The sequence below is a fragment of the Rudaea sp. genome, from assembly GCF_047601565.1.
Taxonomy (GTDB): domain Bacteria; phylum Pseudomonadota; class Gammaproteobacteria; order Xanthomonadales; family Rhodanobacteraceae; genus Rudaea.
This window is the reverse complement of sequence record NZ_JASGIY010000001.1, coordinates 2,372,486-2,395,672: the sequence shown is the minus strand read 5'-3', so window position 1 is coordinate 2,395,672 and position 23,187 is coordinate 2,372,486. Positions and strand designations below refer to the sequence as shown.

Here is a 23,187-nt window from a genome sequence, read left to right as displayed (position 1 = left end):
AACGTGTCACGACTTCGGCGCCTTGCGCGTTTGCCGCCACGCATCGGCGTACGGCAACAGCACGAGCGCGAGCATGAGCGCGGTCAGCGCCGCGAACACGCCGGCCCAGACGCCGCGCTCGGCGATCGCCGCCGCCGTCGCCAGTGCCGTGCAGGCCCACGCGCCCGCGCGCAGCCCGCGCGCATGCGCACGGGCCGACGGCCACAGGCGCTGGTGCGCGCAGGCGAGATAGAAACCCGACGCGGCGAGCAGCGACAGCAGCAGGCAGGCGGCGATCATGGCAGCGAGGCCGTATCAGAACTTGTAGTCGAGACTGAGCTTGGCCGTGCGCGGCGCGCCGTAGTAGCCGATCTGGTACAGGCTGCCGATGTATTTCTCGTTGCCGAGGTTGTCGACGTTGAGGCGCAGCGTGGCATTGGGCAGGAATTTCCACGCGGCGAAGGCGTTGAGCACCGCGTAGCTGCCCTGGCGCACGGTGAAGCCGTTGGAGCTGTCCACGTTCGCGGTCTTGCCGCGCCAGTTGCCGCCGACGCCGAACGACAACGCCGTGTAGGCGGGCACGCGCGCGCTGAGCAGGACATTGGCGGTGTCGCGCGGAATCCACGGGTTGATCCGCCCGTCGACGACGGTCAGCAATGCCTTGTCGCCGCCGACGTTCAAATGCGTGTAGCCGACGACGAGGTCGACGTAGTCGTTGAGCTTGCCGGAGGCCTCGAATTCCCAACCCTTCGATTCCACGTCTTCGGCGACGTACCAATACTGGAAGGTGTCCACGTCGACGCCGCCGAGCGTGCCCAGACCCTGCTGTTTCGCGTCGAACACCGCCAGCGTGGTCAGCAGGCGCTTGTCGAGCCAGTCGGCCTTGATGCCGGCTTCGTAGTTCACGCCCTTGGTCGGTTTGAGATAGACGTGATTGATGTCGTAGTAGTCCTGCGGCTGGAAGATGTCCGAATAGCTGACGTAGCCGAGCACGTTGTCGCTGAAGTCGTAGGTCAGGCCGCCGTAAGGACTGACCTTGCTCTCGCTTTGCGCGCCGGATGCCTGGTCGTCGCGGCTGAAATCGGCGTAGTTGAAGCCGACGACGGCCTTGAGCTTGTCGGTCAGCGACAACCGCGTCGCGCCGAACACGCGCTTGAGATGCTGGCTCAGCGTGTCGGACAAGGTCTGCTCGCCCCATGCCGGCCTGGGAATCGCGTTGCCGGCATACGGGAATGCCGGCAACGCGCCGAACGCCGCTTCGCCGTAGTCGATCGGATAGTAGTACTGCGGATAATCGCTGTGGGCGAGGCTGGCGCCGAACATCATTTCCTGGTCGCGGCCGAGCCAGTTGAAATGGCCGTTGACGCTGACGTTGCCCAGATGCTGCGTGGTGACATCGTTGCCGCGGTAGGCCCAACCGACCAGGCCCTCGCGCGTCTGTGGATCGAGGCCGGACGGCGCGTAGGCGAAGAACAGCAAGTCGTCTTCTTCGAAGCGCTGGTAGTTGTACGTCGCCTTCAACTGCCAGTTGCTGGAAAGCGCATAGCTGTATTCGACGAAGGCGTTGTTGTTCTGCGTGTTCCAGTACGTCCAGTCCTGCGCGGTCGACGCATTGCGGTTCCATTCGAGCTGGTTGCCGTCGCTGTCGTCGAAGGTCAGCGCGCCCCACATGTTGCCGTGGGTCTTCGCCTTCTGGTAGCTGTAGCCGAAGGTCAGCGTGCCGCGGTCGCCGATCTGGCCGTCGATCACGCCATAGAGGTAATCGCGCTGGTTGTCGAGGCCGCGCAGGTACGAGCCGTCGTCCTCGTGCGCGGCGACGACGCGCCCGGCCCAGGTGCCGCTGGCGGTGAACGGGGTCGAGTAGTCGACCTGCTCGCGCGTGCTGCCCCATGAGCCGTAGCTGATGCCGGCTTCGCCTTGCGCCTGGTTGGTCGGACGCTTGCGCACGTAGTTGATCGTGCCCGAGGCATTGCCGACGCCGGTGAGCAGGCCGTTGGCGCCGCGGATCACTTCGATCTTGTCGTAGCCGTACGAATCCAGCGCGCCCGTGACGATGCCCCAACCGTTCGGCATGCCGACGCCGTCGATCTGGGTGTTCTCGATGTCGAAGCCGCGCGCGGTGTAGTTGGTGCGGTTGGTTTCCCATGCCTCGACGTTGATGCCGGTGGCGAGCTTGAGCGCGTCGTTGACGTCGTCGATGCCGAACGCCTGCAACTGATCCTGCGTCACCACGCTGATCGACTGCGGCGTTTCCTTGACGGCGAGGTCCAGATTGGTCGCGCCGTTGCTCACGCGGTCGGCGCGCTGGGCGACGACGAGGATCTTGTCCAGTTCGGCGGTCGGGGTGTCCGCACCCGTGGATTCGGCGGTTTGTCCGTGGGACTGGCCGGCGATCAGCAGACCAAGGCCCAGCAGGGAAACGCGCGGACTGCCGATACGCCGGCAAAAGGCGCTATGCATGAATGAGGCTCCAGAAAGAAAAAGTACGTTGAGGACGCGGCAACCCGCTGACGCCCAACGAGCGTATCTTAAACGATAATGATTTTCATTAACATATCCACCGGAGATCGTATCGACTCGGGAAACCTGCCGTAACGGACGCAGCCCAATGCCGCACTGGATATGCTTGCCAAACTGCGCCATTCGACGTGGCCACAGGTCTATCGCGACAAGGGCCTGCGCTGGGAAAAAATCGCCAGCATCAAATGTGCTGCCGGCATCGACGCGCTTTACAGCCTGCGCATCACTCAGGCGCGCCGTGCGGTCGCCTATCGTGACGGCGACTTCATCCGCCTGTTGATCATTCCGCCTGACCACGACGCGACTTACGGCAAGAAGTGAACCGCGCGGCATACGGCCGCGAGCGTTCACCTGCTGCAATTCCTGCGCGCCATTCTGCTTGGCTTGCGTCTTGTTGGGCTGGTCGGGCGCCTGGTCGGCCGGCGATGCGGCGTCCTGCGCCAGCGCATGCGATCCGCTCAGCGCGAGGCCAAACCCGATCGCCCTGCTCAGCAGCTTTTTCGGCGTATCGATGTCGGGAACGGGGAAGGGTCGGGAGAAATTCATGGGCAGATCCTTGAACGGGGGAGGACAAGGGCTGCCGATGGGTGGCCGAGCCGGACGATATTAATGGAATGAGAGTAATTCTCAATAACGTGATGAGTACGAATCGTCGGGGCGCGCAGATTGTATGCACAGAAATACTTGACAGAGCTAATTTATGTACATACGATAAGTAAGTATCCCCCGGCAAAGCCGGGGGCTTTATTGATGTGAGCCGCTCAAAGCGGCTTGTGCGGGGACGCTAACGCGGCCCCGCGTTCTTTGGCACCTGTCGGTGCCAACTCAGCGCCACAGATTCAACTGATCCATGCGCTTGTCCTCGTGCTCCTGATTTTGAATGTAGGCTCGTATCTGCGTTTCATCCCGACCTACCGTCGAAACGAAATACCCTCTCGCCCAAAAGTGCTGGCCCTGAAAATTCCGCTTCCGCTCTGCGTACGTACGCGCCAGATGAATCGCGCTCTTGCCCTTGATGTATCCCACCACTTCCGACACCGCATACTTCGGCGGTATCGCCAAAAGCATGTGGACGTGATCCGACATCAGATGGCCTTCTTCTATCCGGCTCTCTCTTTGCCTCGCCAACTGCCGGAACACCTCTCCAAGATGCTTGCGTAGCTCCGCGTACAAACTCTTTCTTCGACACTTCGGGATGAATACCACGTGGTATTTGCACTCCCATTTTGTGTGGCTCAAACTCTCATACTCGTCCATCGGGACTCTCCGTTTCGTGTGCTTGGCGGCTCACGCTCGGAGTGTTTCCGATGAACTCCCGTAAATGTCAAACTGTTACTGCCACCCCGGCAAAGCCGGGGGAACTCCTATAGTTGTTTAGTGAAGATTGAGTTCGACCCGACAAAGGACGCCGCCAATGCCGCTCGGCACGGCGTTTCGCTCGCCGAAGCGCAGCGGATCGAATGGAATTTGCTCGTCGCTCATACGGATGACCGCAAGGACTATCGCGAAGTTCGCATGGTCGGATATGCGCCGATTGGCGAACGTCTGTACTGCGTCGTGTTCACCGATCGCGGCGAAACCCGCCGGATCATCAGTCTTCGCAAAGCCAATGCAAGAGAGGTGAAGAAATATGCTGGTCACTACTAAATCAGGGCGGAAACTGATCCTTCCCACGCCCGAGGAAGATGCCCGAATCAATGCCGGCATCGCCGCCGATCCGGATACCTACGAGCTTTCCGATGCCGAGTTCAAGCGCCTGCGGTCGGTCGGCAGGCCACGCGCCGAAGTGACCAAGGAGCGGATCACGATCCGCTTGTCGCCGGAAGTCTTGCGGCCCTTTCGCAACAGCGGCGAAGGCTGGCAAACCCGAATGGATGCAGCACTTGCCGACTGGCTGAAAACGCATTCGCCGAAGACCGGCAAGCGCCGACCGCAACGCGCGGCAGATTGAAGTGGCCCTCCTGGCCGTTGCAGACGGCTACATCGGCCTGACGCTCTATTTCGTAGCCTTCGTCGACCGCGACCCTACCCGCCGCATCATCAGCCTGCGCAAGGCCAACCGCAAAGAGGTGAAACGCTATGCCGAAACTTAAAGCCGGGACTGTCATCCCCACGGTGGCCCAGGACAGGGCGATTACCGCCGCTGCGCGCCGCGACCCGCATGCCAAGCCCCTGACCGACGCGCAGTGGAAGGCCGCAGCGCCGACGGTTCGCATGGGCCGTCCGCCCAAGGCCGCGCCGAAACAGGCCGTGAAGCTGCGCCTCGATCCGGACGTGCTGGCGGTACTGCGGGCGACCGGCGCAGGCTGGCAGACGCGCGTCAACACCATCCTGCGCGAGCGGTTCGCGCTGTAACGAATCGCCGCGCCTTTCAACTGCCTCCCGCTGCGCGCCGACATGGGCCGGGGTACGACATCCTCGAAGTCGGCGTCCGAGCATTCGTCAGTACCCAGTTCGGAACTGTAGCTGTGCAGGTTGAGCACTTCGATGCCGTCATGCTCGATCAACCAGCCTGTCAATGAGCAAAGTCGAAGGGCTCCGCGCGCGAACGGCACGAAAATTTCAAATCGAGCCGTCAATGCAACGGCGACATGAATACGTCAGCAAGGTTTGCCGCCCTCGCATTGCTTCGCAGGTTTCGACGTCCATCGAAGGTACGGAGTTGGGGCGCTTCGCATCTCCGTCCTTGTAATCCAATTGCAACCCCGCCTAGAACCCTTTGGACATGCCGAAGAAACGTGACAGGCACAGGCCGGTATCCATCGTCATGGAACGCGTGCCGGCGACAATCTCACCGATGCGCCGCTGCGGCGCACCGATTCTCTTGGCCAGCCGGTACCGGCTGATGCTCATCGACTCCAGAAATTCACACATCAGAATTTCACCAGGATGCGGGTAAGCAACTTTGCGCATGATGGTATCTCCTCAGTGGTAATCGACGATTTCGACGCTACTTAGGCCATTGGCTGTCCACATAAAGCAGACTTGCCATTTCCGATTCATCCGGATGCTGTGCTGCCCTGCGCGGTCGCCAATAGGCTTACAACGAGAAGGCGCGCACCTTCAGCCTTAGATTTCCGTCGCGTAGACTTTAAGGTAGAGCAGCATTCCTTGTGCAGAGCTGATTGACGTCTTAAATTTTCCAGCGAATTGGAACTTGAGCATACGTGGCTCGGTGCGCTGACCGGAAAAGAGAGTACGGCCACTCGATGTGCTCTTGAAGTCCCACCACGCTCCCGCAGTCTCCCGAGCATTGTCCGAGTTCAGGATCTCAATCTTTTGTTCCAAAGTCGGATTGTTCCCCGCATTATTCACTACCAGCCGGATGGGTAACCCCAGATCATGAGTGCCGACGTTCGTAATTACCGCGCGGGCGATGACGATTTGTGTTTTTGGGTCGTAAGAAATCGTCTGCATGTTAACGTTGACGTCGGCAGCAACTTCCTCACGGCGCGTGACGTTGCCCTGGATCGACGCGTTCCGCATCGTGTATGTCGGTTGCCCGTTCGGGTCGCTGAACGCGAATATCCGAAAGTCCCCGTCGGCACTGGTGGTTAGGCCATATAAACAGTTAGGGACGCTTGTCCTGGCGGGAAACATACAGAGCAAGGGTAACGCGTTTCCTTGGCGATCCAGATAACGCCAGCAATCCCAATTCAGATTCATTGCGCCGTAATACACCGGCGTCTTCAACACGTGCTCTGGCGGCAACCATGTCGTGCCCCCGTCGAGGGATGCGGTGAATACCGGCCAGAACTGCACATCAGGGTCGGGAGTGCTTTGTGCATAGTAGAACGCTCCCAAAACACCATTCTTGTTGACCCTCAATACCACCATTTTGTTATGCGGTCCACGGGCTGGCTCTGACGAATCAAATGCGTGACCATCGCTGACGATACTCGGCGATGTCCACGTCTTTCCACCATCGGAGGATCGACTGAACGCAATTTGTTGTCGGCCCTCGGTTGCGTCTGCCCAAGCGGCATAGATAGTGTTTCTAAACGGCCCTTCGGTATTGTCGACTGCGATACTCGGGTAGTACTTGCTTACCGTAAACCTTCTGCCGTTTAGTTCCATCTTCCATCGGGCCTTGGCGACCTCAATGGGGGGCTCAAATGACCGCCCGCCATCTATAGAGCGTGCAATCTTAATCATGCTCGTTCCTGTCCCCTGGCTGGCCAGTCCTGCTCCCGTAGTGGAATCAAGCTCCATGTCCAGTTCAGCCCATGAAACGATGTAAGTGCCGTCGGGCAAAACCGTTGGCTCGCCAAGATGAACGATCCCGTCCCGGCCCTGGGCGCTTTTAGTTGGAATGTATGCAGGCGGGTTGAAGTGCTTACCGCCATCGTCCGAGGTATATACGACAATCTCGTCTGGCCTCTGTAGGGCGTCACCTGTCAGTGATTTGCCCCACCCGACGACATATAAGCGTCCATGGTGCGCTGTAGCTCCCCGATCGACAGCCAGGAACGGTCGGTCGAAGAAACGCGCATGCTCAATGCGCGACGGCTTCTCCCAAGTTTGGCCGCCGTCGGTAGACCTCCATATGCTCGCCCCATCAAAACGCGTTCCGAAATTTGTCATTGCGGAGACGAAGACCTCGCCATCAGGGCCGTAAGCACACGCCGGATCAGCCTCTCTCGGCGCGGCGGATGTTCTTAGCGTTTCCTTCCAAGTGCGACCCCCATCCTTGGATCGTCTCACTATGTAGTTCTGCTGTATGAAGTTCCCGGATAGAGATGCTGTCTCGGGTGCCGATGTAATGCCGATCAACTGATTCGGATCGGTTGGATGTGCGCACCACATGCCTGGCTCTTCGCCTACCGTAATGTTCCGACTCTCGTAAGCCATTTCCGGAGAGAAATGAATCTGGCTTGCGTTCGCGTTGAAATTCAGCATCACGCACACTGCGATGAACATGCGGCCCAATTTCGTTCGAGTATGTCTGGGCGATAGAACCGCTTGATCGAGCCGCATACCCGCGCAGCCAGCCACCACAAAAGAAAATGATGCAAACCCTTTCATAGAGTTGAACTCTTTTTCATCGTTTTTGCAGGTAGGATGCGATCTGGCGCTTCTTAGAATCGTTTGGTGATCGCAACACTGACGACGCGGCCGAGCGCGGAGTAGTTCGTTGAATCGTAGTTGACGTAGTAGGGTTGGATCGGCATCAGGAAGGGTGGACGCTGATTGAACACGTTCAGCACCGAGACGTTGAATCCAAGCCCCTTCAGTTGACCTACATCGGCTGCGTAGTCGGCGACCAGGTCGAGCGTTGTCATCGAGTCGCCCTTGACGTTAGGCGTCGTCCTGGTATTCCACACGCCGCCTACCTGGTTGATCGTGGCCGCGAAGGTGAGTGCGGAACGCGACCAGTTTGCCCCCATCCGACCTTTGTACTTTGCCGGATAGGCCACAACGCCGGCCGTGGCAACTGGATGCGTCGGGTCGACGAGTACCCGATGGGCGTCCGTGATCCAGCTACCTCCGGCACTCAGGGACAACAGGCCATCCAGCATGGACGTTGCATATCGGATATCCAGATCAATGCCGCGAACTACCTGGGATGCGGCGTTAATATTCTGGTTGTCAAAAACTGCGACAACACTCGCCGGATCGTAAGGTCGCCCTGATTGATTGACGAAATTGCCAGCCCCCTGAATGAATTGTTGTTGTTGGCTGGCAGTCGGATTGCTAATCAAGTAGCTTGCATAAGCTGGGTCAGCCAATGCTTGACCATACTGCGTGCCTATCGGAAAGGGCAGGGTCACCCGCTGCGTGTAGTCGATATCAAACCAGCCCAGTTCGATACTGCTTTCCGGCACGAACGAAGGACGAATCACCAGTCCCGCCGTGACAACGTCAGCTCGTTCCGGATTGAGGTTGGGATTCCCGCCTTGGACAATCAGCGCAGTTGCAGTGCTCGGTACGCCAGTCAGTCCTAGCGCCGAGGCGGGCAGAAGACCTACGCTGATTTGCTGGTACTGTTGACTTAACGTCGGCGCCTTGAAGCTTTTTCCCCAGCTTGCCTTGACGTCGAGGCTGGAAGACACTTTCCAAATCGCACCGATCTTCGGTGTGGTTGTATCGCCGAAGCTGTTGTAGTTTTCATATCGAATCGCGCCGTCGAGTGCGAGACGGTTGACCAAAGGAATCGCCTTCGATTCGTCTACCAATGGCAGATTGATCTCAGCGTACGCGTAGCGGTTCGCGTCGGAGGCCTTCGGAAACGTCACAAATCCAGTAATCAGATTGGCTTGCTCGAATCGCGTCTCGCGCCAACCGCCGCCGACTGAGGCTCGTGCATCGCCTCCTGGGGCCGCAAAGAGTGCTCCTTCAAATTCGACGTCTGCCGCATTCACATGGTTGTGGAGTTGGTTGCGAACCTGCGATGTTTGCGCGCCGGTGGAAATCAGTCGATAGATGGAACTCAATTGGTCCTCGTCTTCGCCCACCATTCCATGTAGCTGCATGGACCAATCGCCCGGCAGCGTGACCCGAAGCGACGGCGACAGACCACTGATATTGCTGTCGGCCCCATTGACGTAGTAGGTCGAGGTGCTCAAGTATCCGCTCGTCATCGACCTCCTTGTATGGAACGCATCCAGCGTCACCTCGGCGCTCAATCCCAGTTCTTGGTGGCCACTTATCAGAACGCTGTCCTGCGAGAGCTTCGGATAGATTGACAGCAGATCAGGATTAGGGATGTAACTCAGATAGTCACGTTGGTTCGCCAGCACGTTGCCGGTACTGCTGGTCTCGCCCGTCACAAGAAGCCCACCTGATGCCCATGTCTCGCCTCCGACCATGGAGACTTCGGTTTGGCCATAGCCACCATCGGTTGCCCGACCGGTCCGCGCTGTGACTTCCGCGCCGTCGTAGTCCCGCTTCAGGACGATATTGGCAACGCCGCCTACGGCATCGGAGCCGTAGATTGCGCTCGCACCGTCCAGCAGCACTTCCATGCGCTCGATCGCTGCAACAGGGATGGCCGTGATATCTGTGACCTGTTGGCTCCCGTCATAAGGCAGCCGAGCACCATTGAGGAGCGTCAACGTGGCGTCCGGCCCCAGCCCTCTCAGGTTGAGAGCGGAGCCACCGGAGACGTTCTGATTCGCAGTGTCCCCGCCAGCCCCAATGGCTACCCCCGGATTCTGACCGCCACTGAAGTTCTGCGGCAGCGCCCGAATCACGTCGCCGAGATTGTTTTGCCCGGCCAACCGCATGTCGTCCTGAGTGATCATCACCACCGGCGATGACGGCTGCGCGCCCTTGATCCGCGTGCCCGTGACGACGACGTTCTCCAATTTGGCTGGCTCCTCTTGCTGCGGAGCGGATTCGGATTCGGGCTTTTTCGTCGATGGCGCCGCCTTCGGCACGGCCGCAGCTTTTCTGACGATGACCGCGCGCTCGTTGAGATAGCTCGGTTCCAAACCGGTGCCCTTCAACAATCGCGTCAGAACATCGTTCGAGATGAACTGGCCTTGCACGGCCGGCGCCTTGAGGCCTTCGACGAGAGCGGCGTCGAACAGCACCTGCAGGCCGCTCTGGTCGGAAAACGCATTGAGCGCCGTGCCGAGATCGCCGGCGGAAATGCGGTAGGTCTTGACGGCCTGTTCCGCCGCCTGCGCCTGCGCCGCGCCGCCCGTCTCCACACAGGCGGCCGACAACAGCACGGCGAACTTCAAGCACCACGCCGCCGATCCCGATTCGCTTTTTCGCATGGTCATCCCCCAAGGTTGTGTGATCGGGCCGCGGCCCGAACGAATGCAACGGGCCGAATGCGGCCTCGATACACAACACGCAAAGGATCGGCCGCTCCCTACCTCGGCGGCGAAAAATTTTTTGGTATTTGCGAAGCCTCCATGCTCTGTTGCGGCTGGAGCATTTTTCGCTCGAGTGTCGACACGAAAAGCGTTCCGTTCAGATTGCTACTTTTTGCCCCTGCGCGCAGAGGAAGAATTCTTCCACGCGAAGCCTTAGCCCTGCGGCCACTGTTGCGCGGCGTGCAGCACCCGCAGAATCACGACGGCGTGCGCGTCCTCGGCGTAAACCACGACATAGTTGGGCCGGACGACCAGTTCGCGGGTACCGGCGACTCGCCCCGGCCGGTAGAGTTTCGGATGATCTTGCAACTTGGATACCTTGCCCTCGATCTCGTCCTTCAACCGCTGGGCAGCGTCGGGATTGTCGTCGGAAATGTAGTCGACGATGGCAAGAAGGTCGGCTCGTGCCGCCTCACGCCACTCAAGCGCTCGCGCGGTCACGGCGTTTCCGATCGATCCGCGCTTGTACTTCGTCCATCACCTGCCGATGAGGCACGGTAGGCCGCGTATCGGCAAGAGCTTCCTGCACCTTGGTCCGGAACCAAGCGTCATGGGTTTCGGCGTCCGTGGTGAGACCGGCAGGCAAGCCGCCTTCAGCGGCGACACGAGTCAGTAGGATGCGAACCGCATCGGAGACGGTGAGACCGACGCGTGCGAGTTTTTCCACGGCGTCGGCCTTGAGTCGATCGTCGACGCGTACGTGGAGCATTGAGGTTTGAGCGGCCATCTAGCTAGTCCTCTTGAGTCTGATGTTCATGATGTATCTCAATCGAGATACAGTCAAGAATTATTGGATCGCTCCGGGGCCATCGAAGCCCGAGCCAAAGCAAGTGAAGTAAGGTCGGCAAGCAAGGCCGCGTCTATGCCATCGGCGTGTGCAGCGACGCTTAGAGCATTTTCGATTCAAGTGCTTACGACGAAAGCGCCCCCTTCCGCCCCTGCGGGGCACCCCCGATCAGAAGCGCCTCGGGGGCAGGCTCTTCCCACGCGCCTCGCGGGGGAAGGAAAATCAATACGTCCGCGCCTCGCGGGGGAAGGAAAATCAATACAGTCCCCGCTACGCAGGGGAAGGAAAAGATCCAGGCGCAACACGAAAGAATCCTTCCCCTGCGCGTCGCGCGGGGGAAGGTGGCGGCAGCCGGAAGGGGGCGCTCTTACGTCAGCGGTTGAACAAAAAATGCCTTAAAGTTCGGAGCATCAGAGTCAAGGGGCCCGTCGACTCGCGCTTGCATTCAGTAGCCTGCTTCCTTCTGATGGCGGACGGCGAGGATAACCGCCGTCTTGCCGTCGAAATGGTAGAGCGCGACGTAGCCGCTGTTGCCGAAGCCGATCGGCCATTCCCGAAACTCCGGCTCCATGTCCTCGACGGGGCGGCCAACGCGCGGATGCTGAGCGAGCATCTTGACGCCGGCGCGAATGGCTTGGACGGCGCGTTGCGCGGCGTTGGCGTCCTTGGGCGCGAGGAAGCGATAAAGGCGTTGCACGTCGGCAAGCGCCTCGGGCGTCCAAATCAGCTTCGACACTTGGGCGGATCCGCGTCTTCGCCGTTCTCCAGCTTGACCAGCCAAGCGTCGGCGTCTTCCGCCGTGACGTGCCGGCCGCTCGCCTGATAGTGATCCCAGGCGCGCAGAGCATCCCGCTTGAAGGATTCTCGCCGTTCCTCACGCTCGACATACTGCTGGATGGCTTCGCGCATGATCCAATGCGCCGAGCGGCGCCTGACGCTCGCCAAATGCTGCACGCGGCCTTTCAGGGTCTCGTCCAGTTTGAGCGATGTGGCCATCGCAGGTCTCCGATATTCAAAGGTAGTACCTGTCAATACCCTACTACCGCGTGAGGGGCGTGTCCAGAACAACAAATGTCATTTCGCCGCGGGCCGCGACAGCAGCACATCGCCGTTCGCCTGCCTGTCGGCGCGGATCGACCAGATGCCTTGCAGCGCCAGCAGCAGGGATTCCTGGTCGTTGGCCTTGAACGTGCCGCTGATGCGCAGCGGCGCGAGGGACGGGTCGGCGATGCGCAGCTTGGCGCTGGAATAGCGGTTCACTTCCTTGACGAGGTTTTCGAGCGGCTCGTCCTTGAACACGAGCTTGCCCTGCGTCCAGCCGTTGGCGGCATCGAGGTTCACGCTGCCCTTGCTCCAGACCGAGCCGCTGCGGTTGTAGACGAGCTGCTCGCCCGGCACGAGCGTGGCGTGCCGGTCGGTCACGCTGTCGCTGGCGACGGACACCTTGCCTTCGAGCAGCGCGACGACGACGGTGTCGTCGCGGATGCCGGTCTGGAACTCGGTGCCGACCGCGGTGACGCTGACGCCGAGCGTGTCGACGACGAACGGGCGCCGCGCGTCGTGCGCCACCTTGTACTGGGCGCGGCCGCGCTGCAGTTCCACGCGGCGCTCGCTCGAGGTGTAGCGCACGTCGAGGCGGGTGTCGGTGTCGAGCTGCATCGACGTGCCGTCGGCAAGCTGCACGCTGCGCTGCTCGCCCGTGGCGGTGGCGAAGTGTTCGGCGGGAGCATCGCCGTTGCGGAAGAAGTGGAAGATGCCGATGCCGACGGCCGCCGCGATGCCGGCCGCGAGCGCCCAGCCCGCGGTGCGGCGCCAGCCGTGTTGCGGACGCACCGGCCGCAGCGCCTCGCGCGCGGCCTGGCGGATGGCCGCATCGTCGCCCAGCTCGGCGACGCGGCCCATCAGCGTTTCGACGCGGTCGTACGCCGCGGCATGCTGCGGGTCGGCCGTGCGCCAGCGTTCGAAGTCGGCGCGCTCCGCCGCCGCGCAGTCGGGCGCCATCAACCGCGCGAACCAGCGCCGGGCTTCCGCGGCGGCACGATCATTCATCGGAATGCTGGCCATGGCTTTCTTCAATACGCGACAGCGAGGGCATCACCCACCCTTCTCCACTTTCGCCAGACACAGCGTGACCGCCTTGTGAATGTGCTTTTCGACCATCTTCACCGATATGCCGCAATGCTTGGCGATCTGCGCATAGGTCATCCCGTGCAGGCGGTTGAGCAGGAAGACTTGTTTGCATTTGGGCGGCAGATCGAGGATGGCGGTGCGCAGCAGCGCGAGTTCCTCGCGGCCGGCGATGATCCGTTCCTGCGAGGGCTCGGCGGAAACGATGTCGAGACCGTCGAGCTGCACATGATCCGCCGCGTGGTGCGATTTCGTGCGCCGCGCACGGTCGGCGAGCACGCTCGGCGCGATGCGGTACAGCAGGAAGCGCCAGGCGAAAGCCGGCTTGCTGTGCTGGTAGCGCAACAGGCGCATGAAGCAGTCCTGCGCCGCTTCCTCGGCATCCTGCTCGAGCGCGGTGCGGGAACGCAGCCAGCTCAGCAATGCCGGGCGTTCGGCGCGGATGAAACCCTCCATTTGCGCCGAGCACGGCGACGCGCGCCCGTCGCCGTCCGACGATGTCGCGTCGAACAACGCCTCTGCGGATTCGGTAGTCGAACTGTTCGCCATCGTCCACGCCGTCGTTTGAGCGGCATCGCCTCGCGCATTCGTTCTGCGGGCGGGCAGTGTAGATGCCGCGGGGCGCGGCGTTCAACGCGGCCGCAGGACCCGGGGCCGGCCGGCCCGACGACATCGGCGGCGCGATCGCCGCGCTTCTTTCGCCCGAAGCGGGCTGGATCACGGGCCAGCGCATCGAGGCTTCGGGCGGCATGTTCTTATGATCGCAGCGCAGATTGACTGACCGGCCGATACGGCATATCTTGTGTCCGTCAACGGCGCCCCACCCAGCATATTGTTGGGCAGGGCTTAATCGGGAACCCGGTGCGAGGGATCTCTGCGATCATCCGTGATCGCGAAGATCAAAAAGCGGCCATCCGTGGCCGCACTCCTCAATTCCAGGACTGCCCCGCAGCGGTGACCGGGAACGAACGCTGCCACACGCACTGGACCCATGCGGTCTGGGAAGCGGCATCGAAGTAGGTGGGGCGCAAGCCTCGCGCCCGGAAGTCCGAATACCGGCCCGCGATCGTCGTGCGCAAGCGCGGCGTCTGGCTTGCGGACCTTCGCGGGAAGGGTGGCCGGGCACGTTGCATCCGATCGCGTTTTCGGGATTGCAACCGCCCCGTCCCTCTCTTCGAAAGTTCCGTATTCGCTCGCGGGAGCGAAGGCCGGCGGTCGCGGCCTGCTTGGCTGCGCGTCGCCTGCCTCGCTTCCTTCCGCATCACCGGCAAGGAGAGGCACGCATGTCCGACACAGAAATCCTGGCGCCTTCGGCGACGCCGGCTTCATCGCTCCCGATCGCGCCGATCGCAGCGCCGAATCAGGCCGGTTTCGCGCTGACGCCGCCCCACAACGCGCCCGCCGCGATGCGCGTGGCCAAGCGCTCCGGCGCGAGCGAACCGGTCGACCTCAACAAGATCGTGCGCGCGGTGACGCGCTGCGGCGACGGCCTGCGCGACGTCGATCCGATGCGCGTCGCGGTGAAGACGATCACCGGTCTCTACGACGGCGCCTCGACGCGCGAGCTCGACGAACTGTCGATCCGCACGGCCGCATCCCTGATCGCCGAAGAACCCGAATACTCGCTGCTCGCCGCGCGCCTGCTCACCGGCTACGTCGACAAGGAAGTGCAGGCGCTCGGCGTCTACTCGTTCTCGCAGTCGATCCGGATCGGCTTCGACCTGGGCCTGATCAACGAGCGCGTGCTCGCCTTCGTCGAAACCAATGCGCGCAAGCTCAACGACGCGATCGACGCGAGCCTCAGCGCGCGCTTCGAATACTTCGGCTTGCGCACGCTGTACGACCGCTACCTGCTCAAGCATCCGCACAAGCGCCAGGTGATCGAGACGCCGCAGCATTTCTGGATGCGCATCGCCTGCGCGCTGACCCAGACGACCGCCGACGCGATCGAACTGTACCGCCTGTTCGCGACGCTCGACTACGTGCCGAGCTCGCCGACGCTGTTCAACGCGGGCACGCGCCACGAGCAGTTGTCGAGCTGCTTCCTGCTCGATTCGCCGGCCGATTCGCTCGAGGCGATCTACGAGAAGTACAAGGACATCGCGCAGCTGTCGAAATTCTCCGGCGGCATCGGCGTCGCCTGGCACCGCGTGCGCGCGGAAGGCTCGCTGATCCGCTCGACGAACGGTCTTTCCAACGGCATCGTGCCGTGGCTGAAGACGCTCGACTCGTCGGTCGCCGCGGTCAACCAGTGCTTCGCACCGGATACGCGCGTGCACACCGCGAAAGGCGCAAAAGCGATCCGCGACATCCAGCCGGGCGACCTCGTGCTCGGGATTTCCGGTACCTACCGCACCGTCACCGAGCGCCTGGTCTACAACCAGCGTGATGCGATGGTCGCGCTGGACGTCAAGCATTCGATCGAGCCGCTGCACGTCACGGACGGCCATCCGTTCTACGCGATCCGCGGCGTTCCCCTCGAACAATCGGCGCAACGCACGCACGACTGGCTGGCGAAGGGCAAGGTGCGCGCCGCCTGGGTCGAGGCAGGGCAACTCGGCAGAGGCGACTACATCGCCCAGGTCATCCCGACTGAAACCGTGGCGGTCGACGGCTTCGACGAAGACGACGCGCGCCTGTACGGCATCCTGCTCGGCGACGGCCACCTGTCGAAGAACGGCAGTCAGTGGGGGGTTTCCGGCAATCCGGGTATCGATTCACATCTCGACTTCGTGCGCGGCTACCTGCAAGCCCGCGGCATCCACCATTGGGAAACGGCGCGTGGCCGTAACTACGTCCAGATCCATTGGGCGGCCGGCCGCGGCGCCGTGCGCGACGGCACCACGGGACGCATCACCGGCGCCGGCGCGGCGACTCTGCCTTTCGGTCATGCCGACCTGTACGACGCACGGCATCGCAAGCACATCGCGCCCCGCTTCGCGCATCTTCCGCGCCCGCAGGCGTTGGCTCTTCTGCAAGGCCTGATCGAAACCGATGGCACGGTTTCCCGCAACAAGGAAATCAGCTTCACCAACACGTCCTTGCCGCTGATCGAGGGCGTGCGCTACCAGCTGCTGCGCCTTGGCGTACCCTGCGCCGGCCAGTACCGCGAGCGCGCCAATACGCATGCCGGCGCGCGCTCGGACGGGTCGAAAGTGGAATTCAACGGCGTGACGCGCAGCTTCGACCTGCGCATTCCGGCAATCGCCGAGATCGCCGCCCGACTCGGCTGCGCCGCGTTGACGAAGCGCAACTGGATCGAATGGCAAAGTTGCGTGTTCTCGCGCGTGCGCGGCGTCGAGCCGGTAGCGGCCGTGCCGTTCGTGATCGATCTCAAGATCGACGGCGACGAGTCCTACATGACGACGGCCGGGCTTGCCCACAATGGCGGCAAGCGCAAGGGCGCGGCCTGCGTCTATCTCGAACCCTGGCACGCCGACGTCGAGGCCTTCCTCGAACTGCGCGACAACACCGGCGACGAGGCGCGGCGCACGCATCACCTCAATCTCGCCAACTGGGTGCCGGACCTGTTCATGCGCCGCGTCGACGAGGACGGCGCATGGTCGCTGTTCGATCCCGCCGACGTGCCCGACCTGCCCGACTTGTGGGGCCCGGCGTTCGAGCAGGCCTACGCGCAGGCCGAGGCGCAGGGCCTGGCGAAGAAGACGCTCAAGGCGCGCGACCTCTACGCGAAGATGATGCGCACGCTGGCGCAGACCGGCAACGGCTGGATGACCTTCAAGGACGCGTGCAACCGCGCCTGCAACCAGACCGCGAATCCCGACAACCGCGTGCACCTGTCGAACCTGTGCACCGAGATCATCGAAGTCACCGGCGGCGCGGAAACCGCGGTGTGCAATCTCGGCTCGATCAACCTCGCCCGCTGCATCATCGACGGAGCGTTCGATTTCGACAAGCTCGCGCACACCGTGCACGTCGCCGTGCGCCAGCTCGACCGCGTGATCGATCTGAACTTCTACCCGATCGCGACCGCGCGCGCCTCGAACCTGCGCTGGCGCCCGGTCGGCCTCGGCCTGATGGGCCTGCAGGACGTGTTCTTCCAGTTGCGCCTGCCGTTCGACTCGGCGCCCGCACGCGCGCTGTCTGCGCGCATCTCCGAGGAGATCTACTACCACGCACTGCGTGCCTCGCTCGAACTCGCGCGCGAGCACGGCGCGCATGCCGCATTCGCCGAGACGCGCGCCGCGCGCGGCGAATTGCAGTTCGACGCGTGGAACGTGACGCCAAGCGACACCGCGCGCTGGAACGCGCTGCGCGAGGAGATCAAGGCGCACGGCCTGCGCAACTCGCTGCTGATCGCGATCGCGCCGACCGCGACGATCGCCTCGATCGCCGGTTGCTACGAGTGCATCGAGCCGCAATTGTCGAACCTGTTCAAGCGCGAAACGCTGTCCGGAGATTTTCTGCAGGTCAACCGCTACCTCGTCGAGGAATTGAAGCGCCTCGGCCTGTGGACCGCGGAAATTCGCGATGCGATCAAGCTCGCCGAAGGCTCGGTGCAATCGGTTACCGCGTTGCCCGAGGAATTGAAGACCATCTATCGCACGGTCTGGGAACTGCCGATGCGCGCGCTGATCGACATGGCCGCCGAGCGCGGCGCGTTCATCGACCAGAGCCAGTCGCTCAACCTGTTCATCGAGAACCCGAACATCGGCCAGCTCTCGAGCATGTACATGTACGCGTGGAAGAAGGGCCTGAAGACGACGTACTACCTGCGCTCGCGCCCGGCGACGAAGATCGCCAAGGCGACGGTGACCGCGAGCGGCGTCGCACCGAAGAAGACCTATACCGACAGCGAAGCCGTCGTCTGCTCGCTCGAAAACCCCGAGATGTGCGAGGCCTGCCAATAGCTTCCCTTCCCCCTCCGGGGGAAGGTGGCGCGAAGCGCCGGATGAGGGAAGAGCCTCTCAATTTTCCAACGCCACCGAGATTTTGCGAGGCCCTTCCCTCATCCGCCCTTCGGGCACCTTCTCCCGGTGGGAGAAGGGAAGAAAAAGCGCCCTTCGCCCGACATTTTTTGGATAGAACCGTCATGACCCAGTCTTCCCGCCTCCTCGACCCCGGTTTCGCCCTCACCCTGCGGCCGATGCGCTATCCGCAGTTCTACGAGATGTACCGCGCCGCGATCAAGAACACCTGGACGGTCGAGGAGATCGATTTCCAGATCGATCTCAATCACCTCGACAAGCGCATGACGCCAGCCGAGCGCCATCTGATCGAACGCCTCGTCGCGTTCTTCGCCACGGGCGACTCGATCGTCGCCAACAACCTCGTGCTCAACCTCTACAAGCACATCAACGCGCCCGAGGCGCGCATGTACCTGTCGCGCCAACTCTACGAGGAAGCGCTGCACGTGCAGTTTTATCTGACCCTGCTCGACAACTACATCCCGCAGGCCGAGCGCCGCGCGCAGGCGTTCGCCGCGATCGAGAACATCCCCTCGATCCGGCACAAGGGCGAATTCTGCCTGCGCTGGATCGACTCGATCCAGAAGCTCGACCGCGTCGAGTCCGACGCGGACAAGCGTCAGTTCCTGCTCAACCTCACCTGCTTCGCCGCCTGCATCGAAGGGCTGTTCTTCTTCGCCGCGTTCGCCTACGTCTACTTCCTGCGCTCGCGCGGCCTGCTGCCGGGCCTCGCCGCGGGCACCAACTGGGTGTTCCGCGACGAATCCGCGCACATGGCCTTCGCCTTCGAGGTGATCCGCAGCGTGCGCCGCGAGCAGCCCGAACTGTTCGACGAGCAATGGGCGAACGACGTGCGCACGATGCTCGCCGACGCCCTCGCCTGCGAAACGCAGTTCGCCGACGACGTGCTCTCCGGCGGCGTCGTCGGCATGTCGGCGAAGGAAATGCGCCAGTATCTCGAATACGTCGCCGACCAGCGCCTCGTCATGCTCGGCCTCGCTCCCGTCCACGGCGCGAAGAACCCTTTCCCGTTCATGGAACTGCAGGACGTGCAGGAGCTGACCAACTTCTTCGAGCGCCGCGTGTCCGCGTACCAGGTCGGCGTGCAAGGCGAGGTGAGCTTCGACCATGCTTTCTGACTCTCCCAGGCCGGAATCCAGCACGACGGCGGGATGCGCCACTGCGCGCAGGTCATAGCCGTAGCACACGTCGTTGCTGTCGCTGGTCCGTCCACGCATAGGCATTCGCGCTCAGCGTCTGCGACTTGACCTCGCTGGCCGCATCGTAGCCGCCCAGGCTCCAGTTCACGTCCTGCGCCGTGCCCGACAGGTCGTGCGCGAGCGAGCTGAGCCGGCCGATCGCGTCGTAGCCGTAGCTCGTCGCCACTGCGCCGGTGATCCCCGAGCGCAGGCCCTGGGGGTTGTAGGTCGCGGCTGCGCGCTGATGGCGATCCCTGCGGCTGCCGGCACGACGGGTGAAATCGGCGGGATGCGCCAAACCGGAGCGGAGAGCGCAGCAGTGGGAAAGCGCCGATCTCACCGGAAGTGGCTTGCTGGTCATGGAGGGGCTTTTATTTGACGCTGACCCGGGTTTCTCATTTCCTATCGATCCATGTCTAACAGATCGGAAAATATACCTGAATCTCTAACGTGATATAGCATGTGCTCAATCTCATCCCTGAAACCTTGAATAATTTCCGATGAACTATCGGTTGATCCCTCGTGCATTCTGCGCAATCGATCCATGAGCTTTATAAGATTTTCCGACGACTCGAATATTTCGACAATGGAATAAGCAACTCGATGCGCCCCAGGTTCCCCATCAAGATCATACAGAGAAAGATCACCACTGCATTGGTGACTTAAAATATCAGCCACCTCTACGACAAATTTTCCATAATCCTTATTCATTGGCATGACTTTATATGAGACCCAATAGGAGAAGTACAAGTCTTTTCGATAGCGCTTTGGATAGCATTAAGTTCCTTCTTAAATCCTGTTATTTCCCTCTCTACGGAACTCGTATATCCGCCAGCTTCTTTTATCGACTGTAATTTTTCCGTGTGTTCCGCGAGGCGGCGCTCAAGCTTTTGCTGTGACTTCAAAAGCGACTTCAATCCATCCTTCTCCAATTGACGCGCGATTTTCTCTACTGTCTTCGCGCTTGGCTCAAACGCCTTCGCCGCGACTGATGCTTCTTTAAGAATCTTGACCGGTGGCAGTACAGCGGCAAGCTCTAAAGTGGCATCAATCTTATTCCCCGCTCCTAGATTCGACCAACCTTTGTCATAGGCTTGGCTTAATCCTTCCGCACCAAGCACTGTCCAAGCCGAATACAGCGCGGCCCATCCAGCGCAGGAAACCGGCTCGCACCCCTGCGCGCCAGAATCGATCATCTCTCCGACACTTTCACGCCCATCCGGATCGGTGAACTTGAAGGGATTGTTATTGGCATACGCATAGAGATTGATCTGATCCTCATACCCCACCGGATCGGTCTGCAGGAACCGCCCCAGTGTCGGCGCGTAGATGCGCGCCTTGTAGTAGTACATCCCGATCTCGGGAATGCGTATCTGCCCCGTGTAGGCGAACCGCCCTTGATTCCCCGTCCCCGGCACGCCGTAGGGATCGTAGGTGTTGATCGCGAACGAGGCCCCCGCCGAGTCGGCCACCGAGACGATCGAGCCTTGCGGGTTGGCGCGCAAGATGCGCCGCGTCGCCAGCGCCGTGCCTTCGTACCAGATCAAGGGCTCGTCCACCTTGGGGCCATGCACGTAGCGCCGTTGCATCACGTTCGCGCCGTTGTACTCCGCCACCAGCGCGTCGCCGTCGTAGAGGAACTGGGTGACGGTCGATCCGCTCGTGGTCTGGAACAGACGGCCCAGCGGATCGTACACCAAGGTCGCCGTCGATGCGCCCGTCGCGCGCAGCAGCCGGTTCTCGCGGTCGTAGGCGTAGCTCGTGCTGCCGTCCGAGGTCAGGTTGCCGTTGGCGTCGTAGGTCAGGCTCGCCGTGGCGACTGCGCTGTACTGGTTGAGCCCGTTGGTCGTGTAGGCGCGATTGGCGTTGGCGAACCCCGTCCACGCATAGGCATTCGCGCTCAGCGTCTGCGACTTGACCTCGCTGGCCGCATCGTAGCCGCCCAGGCTCCAGTTCACGTCCTGCGCCGTGCCCGACAGGTCGTGCGCGAGCGAGCTGAGCCGGCCGATCGCATCGTAGCCGTAGCTGGTCGCCACTGCGCCGGTGATTCCCGAGCGCAGGCCCTGGGGGTTGTAGGTCAGCGTCGCGATCGTCGTGCTGCCGCTCTCCTGGATCGCCGTCATCCGGTTCATCGCGTCGTAGGTGAAGGCGTGGTAGTTCGCGTCCGGGAACGTCAGCCGCGTGCGGTTGCCCGCCGCGTCGTACTGGTAGCCCAGCGTGCGGCTGGTGCCGCCCATGCTGTTGGTGCTGCCGGTCGGCCGGTCGAACCCGTCCCAGGCCGTGGCGATGCCCTGGCCGCTCAGCGATCCGTACCGCGCATCGGTCTGCCGGCCGCGCAGGTCGTAGCCGTAGCACACGTCGTTCGTGTCGCTGGTCAAGCTGTAGCAGTTGGCCGAGGTTCCCGCGTTGGGGCCGCCGACCGGATCGGGCACGCGCTTCTGGATCACCCGGTTGAGCGCGTCGTAGGCGAACGTCAGCGTGCTCGCATCGCGGCGGCGCCAGCTCGTGCGGTTGCCGTTCGCGTCGTAGCCGTACTGTTCGTAGTCGTTCGCGTTGAGCGAGCCCGCCGTCGCCAGCGCATTGGCCGGCGTGCTCGGGTTGTAGGCCGTGGGCCGCGTCGGGGACGGGAAGGTCCATTTCAGGAGCCGGTCGTCGCCGTCGTATTCGAACTGGGCGCGGTTGCCGTTGGCGTCGATCACGTACTGGGTCTTGCCGTTGTTCGTGTAGCTGTAGGTCGCGTAGGCCTGTTCCAGGCTCGTGCCCACCGCGCGGCGGATTTGCAGGCGCTGGCTGGCGTTGTCGTAGATGTTCTTCGTGATCCGGTCGGCGCCGTCGCTGCCCGACGTGCCGGGCGTGCACGCATCCGCGGGCAGCGCGCCGAACACCGCGGCATTCATGCGCTGCGTCGAGCAGACCGGGCGGTTGCGGTTGTCCCAGGATCGATCGAGCACGCTGTACGTCGTGCTGCCCGACGACACCGCGTCGCGGCTCGGATTGCGCCGCGCGTCGTAGCCGGTTGCCGCCTGCTGCAGCACCGTCAGCGTCGTGCTCGTCGCATTGGGTATGGTGCCGTGTTCGGCCAGCGTCACCTTGTCGTCGGACGCCCGATAGGTATAGCGCGTCGCCAGGCGCAGACCGCCGGCCATCGCGACCGGGCCGATTTCCCAGGTCTTCCGTCCCACCACGTCGTAGCGATAATAGGTTGCATCGTCCGTGCCCGCGAGCGGGCCGTCGACCGACAGCAGGCGGCCGGCATTGTCGTAGCCGTAGGCGGTGGTCAGGACGGTCGCGCCGTCGTAGCGGCGCTGCGCGCTCGGCAGGAACGTGTTGTTCCAGTAATCCGTCTCGGTGCGAATGCTCTGGCTCGCGGCCGAGCCGCAGGCGCTCGTGCTGGGCATCACCCAAGTCGCGATGGCGCGCTGATGGCGATCCCTGCGGCTGCCGACACGACGGGTGAAATCGGCGGAAGGCGCCAAACCGAAGCGGCGAGCGCAGCAGCGGGAAAGCGCCGATCTCACCGGAAGTGGCTTGCTGGTCATGGCATGGAAGGATTTTTATTTGACTCTGACCCGGGTTTTCCCGACCCGGGTTTTCCGGGCGTGACTGGAAAATCGACTACGACCCCGGTGTTCGTTCTCGCTTAAACTGTTTCCGATATTTTTCGGTTACGTCTGCCACTGTTGGCGATATCGGCGTGCATTTTTCATCCTTGCAAGCCGAGATCAGAACACGCCCGGTACTGAATGCCCACTCTAGGGGATCACCATTATATAGTGGTACGAGTAATTTCAAGTCACAGGAACCGTCTAACCTAAGTCTAA

21 protein-coding genes, 1 pseudogene and 1 riboswitch are annotated in these 23,187 nt (G+C 62.0%); of the genes and pseudogenes, 8 read left to right on the top strand and 14 right to left on the bottom strand.

The annotated features are described in order from the left end of the window. Positions 1–6 precede the first annotated feature (6 nt). Positions 7–279: a hypothetical protein gene (locus tag QM741_RS10400; protein WP_415207634.1), complete on the bottom strand. Its 273-nt coding sequence runs from the start codon at positions 277–279 to the stop codon at positions 7–9. 15 nt (positions 280–294) lie between these two features. Continuing rightward, positions 295–2,439, bottom strand: coding sequence for a TonB-dependent siderophore receptor (locus QM741_RS10395; protein ID WP_415207633.1), 2,145 nt, complete (start codon positions 2,437–2,439; stop codon positions 295–297). Positions 2,440–2,601: 162 nt separating this feature from the next. Here QM741_RS10395 and QM741_RS10390 point away from each other — a divergent pair, with 162 nt between their 5' ends. Beyond that, a complete protein-coding gene (locus QM741_RS10390; RefSeq protein WP_415207632.1) occupies positions 2,602–2,820 on the top strand; it encodes a hypothetical protein in 219 nt (72 codons plus the stop codon). Between the two features lie 504 nt (positions 2,821–3,324). Here the strand turns inward: QM741_RS10390 and tnpA are convergent. Then, on the bottom strand, positions 3,325–3,756 hold the full coding sequence (gene tnpA / locus QM741_RS10385; protein WP_415207631.1) for an IS200/IS605 family transposase: 432 nt from the start codon (positions 3,754–3,756) through the stop codon (positions 3,325–3,327). 120 nt (positions 3,757–3,876) lie between these two features. On the opposite strand from tnpA, the gene QM741_RS10380 reads away from it, so the two are divergent. The 4 genes from QM741_RS10380 to QM741_RS10365 are packed head-to-tail and all read left to right on the top strand — an operon-like array spanning position 3,877 to position 4,854. Then, positions 3,877–4,146 carry a BrnT family toxin gene (locus QM741_RS10380; protein WP_415207630.1) on the top strand — a complete coding sequence of 90 codons (270 nt, stop codon included), beginning with the start codon at positions 3,877–3,879 and terminating at the stop codon, positions 4,144–4,146. Beyond that, positions 4,130–4,450 carry a BrnA antitoxin family protein gene (locus tag QM741_RS10375; RefSeq protein ID WP_415207629.1) on the top strand — a complete coding sequence of 107 codons (321 nt, stop codon included), beginning with the start codon at positions 4,130–4,132 and terminating at the stop codon, positions 4,448–4,450. Before QM741_RS10380 ends, QM741_RS10375 begins: the two co-directional genes overlap by 17 nt. Position 4,451: 1 nt before the next feature. Further along, on the top strand, positions 4,452–4,592 hold the full coding sequence (locus QM741_RS10370) for a hypothetical protein (RefSeq protein WP_415207628.1): 141 nt from the start codon (positions 4,452–4,454) through the stop codon (positions 4,590–4,592). Beyond that, a complete protein-coding gene (locus QM741_RS10365) occupies positions 4,579–4,854 on the top strand; it encodes a BrnA antitoxin family protein (RefSeq protein WP_415207627.1) in 276 nt (91 codons plus the stop codon). The genes QM741_RS10370 and QM741_RS10365 overlap by 14 nt, the downstream gene beginning before the upstream one ends. Positions 4,855–5,208: 354 nt before the next feature. Here QM741_RS10365 and QM741_RS10360 read toward each other — a convergent pair whose 3' ends face one another. The 9 genes from QM741_RS10360 to QM741_RS10320 form a co-directional block, all read right to left on the bottom strand. Further along, entirely contained in the window at positions 5,209–5,412 is a 204-nt protein-coding gene (locus tag QM741_RS10360; protein WP_415207626.1) for a HigA family addiction module antitoxin, read from the bottom strand. 156 nt (positions 5,413–5,568) lie between these two features. Then, positions 5,569–7,524: a sialidase family protein gene (locus QM741_RS10355; RefSeq protein ID WP_415207625.1), complete on the bottom strand. Its 1,956-nt coding sequence runs from the start codon at positions 7,522–7,524 to the stop codon at positions 5,569–5,571. Between the two features lie 53 nt (positions 7,525–7,577). Then, complete coding sequence (locus QM741_RS10350) at positions 7,578–10,223, bottom strand: TonB-dependent receptor domain-containing protein (RefSeq protein WP_415207624.1); 2,646 nt, start codon at positions 10,221–10,223, stop codon at positions 7,578–7,580. A gap of 255 nt (positions 10,224–10,478) precedes the next feature. Beyond that, positions 10,479–10,766, bottom strand: coding sequence for a type II toxin-antitoxin system RelE/ParE family toxin (locus QM741_RS10345; RefSeq protein WP_415207623.1), 288 nt, complete (start codon positions 10,764–10,766; stop codon positions 10,479–10,481). Continuing rightward, positions 10,747–11,052 carry a type II toxin-antitoxin system RelB/DinJ family antitoxin gene (locus tag QM741_RS10340; protein ID WP_415207622.1) on the bottom strand — a complete coding sequence of 102 codons (306 nt, stop codon included), beginning with the start codon at positions 11,050–11,052 and terminating at the stop codon, positions 10,747–10,749. Before QM741_RS10340 ends, QM741_RS10345 begins: the two co-directional genes overlap by 20 nt. 505 nt (positions 11,053–11,557) lie before the next feature. After that, complete coding sequence (locus tag QM741_RS10335; protein WP_415207621.1) at positions 11,558–11,848, bottom strand: type II toxin-antitoxin system RelE/ParE family toxin; 291 nt, start codon at positions 11,846–11,848, stop codon at positions 11,558–11,560. Then, on the bottom strand, positions 11,836–12,108 hold the full coding sequence (locus tag QM741_RS10330; RefSeq protein ID WP_415207620.1) for a CopG family ribbon-helix-helix protein: 273 nt from the start codon (positions 12,106–12,108) through the stop codon (positions 11,836–11,838). The genes QM741_RS10335 and QM741_RS10330 overlap by 13 nt, the downstream gene beginning before the upstream one ends. 78 nt (positions 12,109–12,186) lie before the next feature. Beyond that, complete coding sequence (locus QM741_RS10325) at positions 12,187–13,176, bottom strand: FecR family protein (protein ID WP_415207619.1); 990 nt, start codon at positions 13,174–13,176, stop codon at positions 12,187–12,189. 30 nt (positions 13,177–13,206) lie between these two features. Then, entirely contained in the window at positions 13,207–13,788 is a 582-nt protein-coding gene (locus tag QM741_RS10320) for an RNA polymerase sigma factor (RefSeq protein ID WP_415207618.1), read from the bottom strand. 107 nt (positions 13,789–13,895) lie between these two features. Here QM741_RS10320 and QM741_RS10315 point away from each other — a divergent pair. The 3 genes and pseudogenes from QM741_RS10315 to QM741_RS10305 form a co-directional block, all read left to right on the top strand. Continuing rightward, positions 13,896–14,000: pseudogene (locus QM741_RS10315) on the top strand (short-chain dehydrogenase); the annotation flags it as partial. Between the two features lie 35 nt (positions 14,001–14,035). Further along, positions 14,036–14,318, top strand: a riboswitch (cobalamin riboswitch). A gap of 327 nt (positions 14,319–14,645) precedes the next feature. Further along, positions 14,646–18,110 (top strand): ribonucleoside-diphosphate reductase subunit alpha, encoded by a 3,465-nt coding sequence (locus tag QM741_RS10310; RefSeq protein WP_415209107.1) that lies wholly within the window; start codon positions 14,646–14,648, stop codon positions 18,108–18,110. Positions 18,111–18,292: 182 nt separating this feature from the next. Then, positions 18,293–19,306, top strand: a complete 1,014-nt coding sequence (locus QM741_RS10305; protein ID WP_415207617.1) for a ribonucleotide-diphosphate reductase subunit beta — start codon at positions 18,293–18,295, stop codon at positions 19,304–19,306. Positions 19,307–19,358: 52 nt separating this feature from the next. Here the strand turns inward: QM741_RS10305 and QM741_RS10300 are convergent, their stop codons facing one another. Together QM741_RS10300 and QM741_RS10295 are read right to left on the bottom strand one after the other, a co-directional pair. Continuing rightward, positions 19,359–19,664 (bottom strand): hypothetical protein, encoded by a 306-nt coding sequence (locus tag QM741_RS10300; protein ID WP_415207616.1) that lies wholly within the window; start codon positions 19,662–19,664, stop codon positions 19,359–19,361. A 409-nt stretch (positions 19,665–20,073) separates the two neighbouring features. Then, on the bottom strand, positions 20,074–22,764 hold the full coding sequence (locus QM741_RS10295) for an RHS repeat-associated core domain-containing protein (RefSeq protein ID WP_415207615.1): 2,691 nt from the start codon (positions 22,762–22,764) through the stop codon (positions 20,074–20,076). Between the last annotated feature and the right edge of the window lie 423 nt (positions 22,765–23,187).

Bases quoted from the DNA above. Each gene is read 5' to 3' on its own strand.
- QM741_RS10400 (WP_415207634.1), bottom strand. From the start codon at position 279: ATGATCGCCGCCTGCCTGCTGCTGTCGCTGCTCGCCGCGTCGGGTTTC.
- QM741_RS10395 (WP_415207633.1), bottom strand. From the start codon at position 2,439: ATGCATAGCGCCTTTTGCCGGCGTATCGGCAGTCCGCGCGTTTCCCTG.
- QM741_RS10390 (WP_415207632.1), top strand. From the start codon at position 2,602: ATGCTTGCCAAACTGCGCCATTCGACGTGGCCACAGGTCTATCGCGAC.
- tnpA (WP_415207631.1), bottom strand. From the start codon at position 3,756: ATGGACGAGTATGAGAGTTTGAGCCACACAAAATGGGAGTGCAAATAC.
- QM741_RS10375 (WP_415207629.1), top strand. From the start codon at position 4,130: ATGCTGGTCACTACTAAATCAGGGCGGAAACTGATCCTTCCCACGCCC.
- QM741_RS10365 (WP_415207627.1), top strand. From the start codon at position 4,579: ATGCCGAAACTTAAAGCCGGGACTGTCATCCCCACGGTGGCCCAGGAC.
- QM741_RS10360 (WP_415207626.1), bottom strand. From the start codon at position 5,412: ATGCGCAAAGTTGCTTACCCGCATCCTGGTGAAATTCTGATGTGTGAA.
- QM741_RS10355 (WP_415207625.1), bottom strand. From the start codon at position 7,524: ATGAAAGGGTTTGCATCATTTTCTTTTGTGGTGGCTGGCTGCGCGGGT.
- QM741_RS10350 (WP_415207624.1), bottom strand. From the start codon at position 10,223: ATGCGAAAAAGCGAATCGGGATCGGCGGCGTGGTGCTTGAAGTTCGCC.
- QM741_RS10340 (WP_415207622.1), bottom strand. From the start codon at position 11,052: ATGGCCGCTCAAACCTCAATGCTCCACGTACGCGTCGACGATCGACTC.
- QM741_RS10330 (WP_415207620.1), bottom strand. From the start codon at position 12,108: ATGGCCACATCGCTCAAACTGGACGAGACCCTGAAAGGCCGCGTGCAG.
- QM741_RS10325 (WP_415207619.1), bottom strand. From the start codon at position 13,176: ATGGCCAGCATTCCGATGAATGATCGTGCCGCCGCGGAAGCCCGGCGC.
- QM741_RS10320 (WP_415207618.1), bottom strand. From the start codon at position 13,788: ATGGCGAACAGTTCGACTACCGAATCCGCAGAGGCGTTGTTCGACGCG.
- QM741_RS10310 (WP_415209107.1), top strand. From the start codon at position 14,646: ATGCGCGTGGCCAAGCGCTCCGGCGCGAGCGAACCGGTCGACCTCAAC.
- QM741_RS10305 (WP_415207617.1), top strand. From the start codon at position 18,293: ATGACCCAGTCTTCCCGCCTCCTCGACCCCGGTTTCGCCCTCACCCTG.
- QM741_RS10295 (WP_415207615.1), bottom strand. From the start codon at position 22,764: ATGCCCAGCACGAGCGCCTGCGGCTCGGCCGCGAGCCAGAGCATTCGC.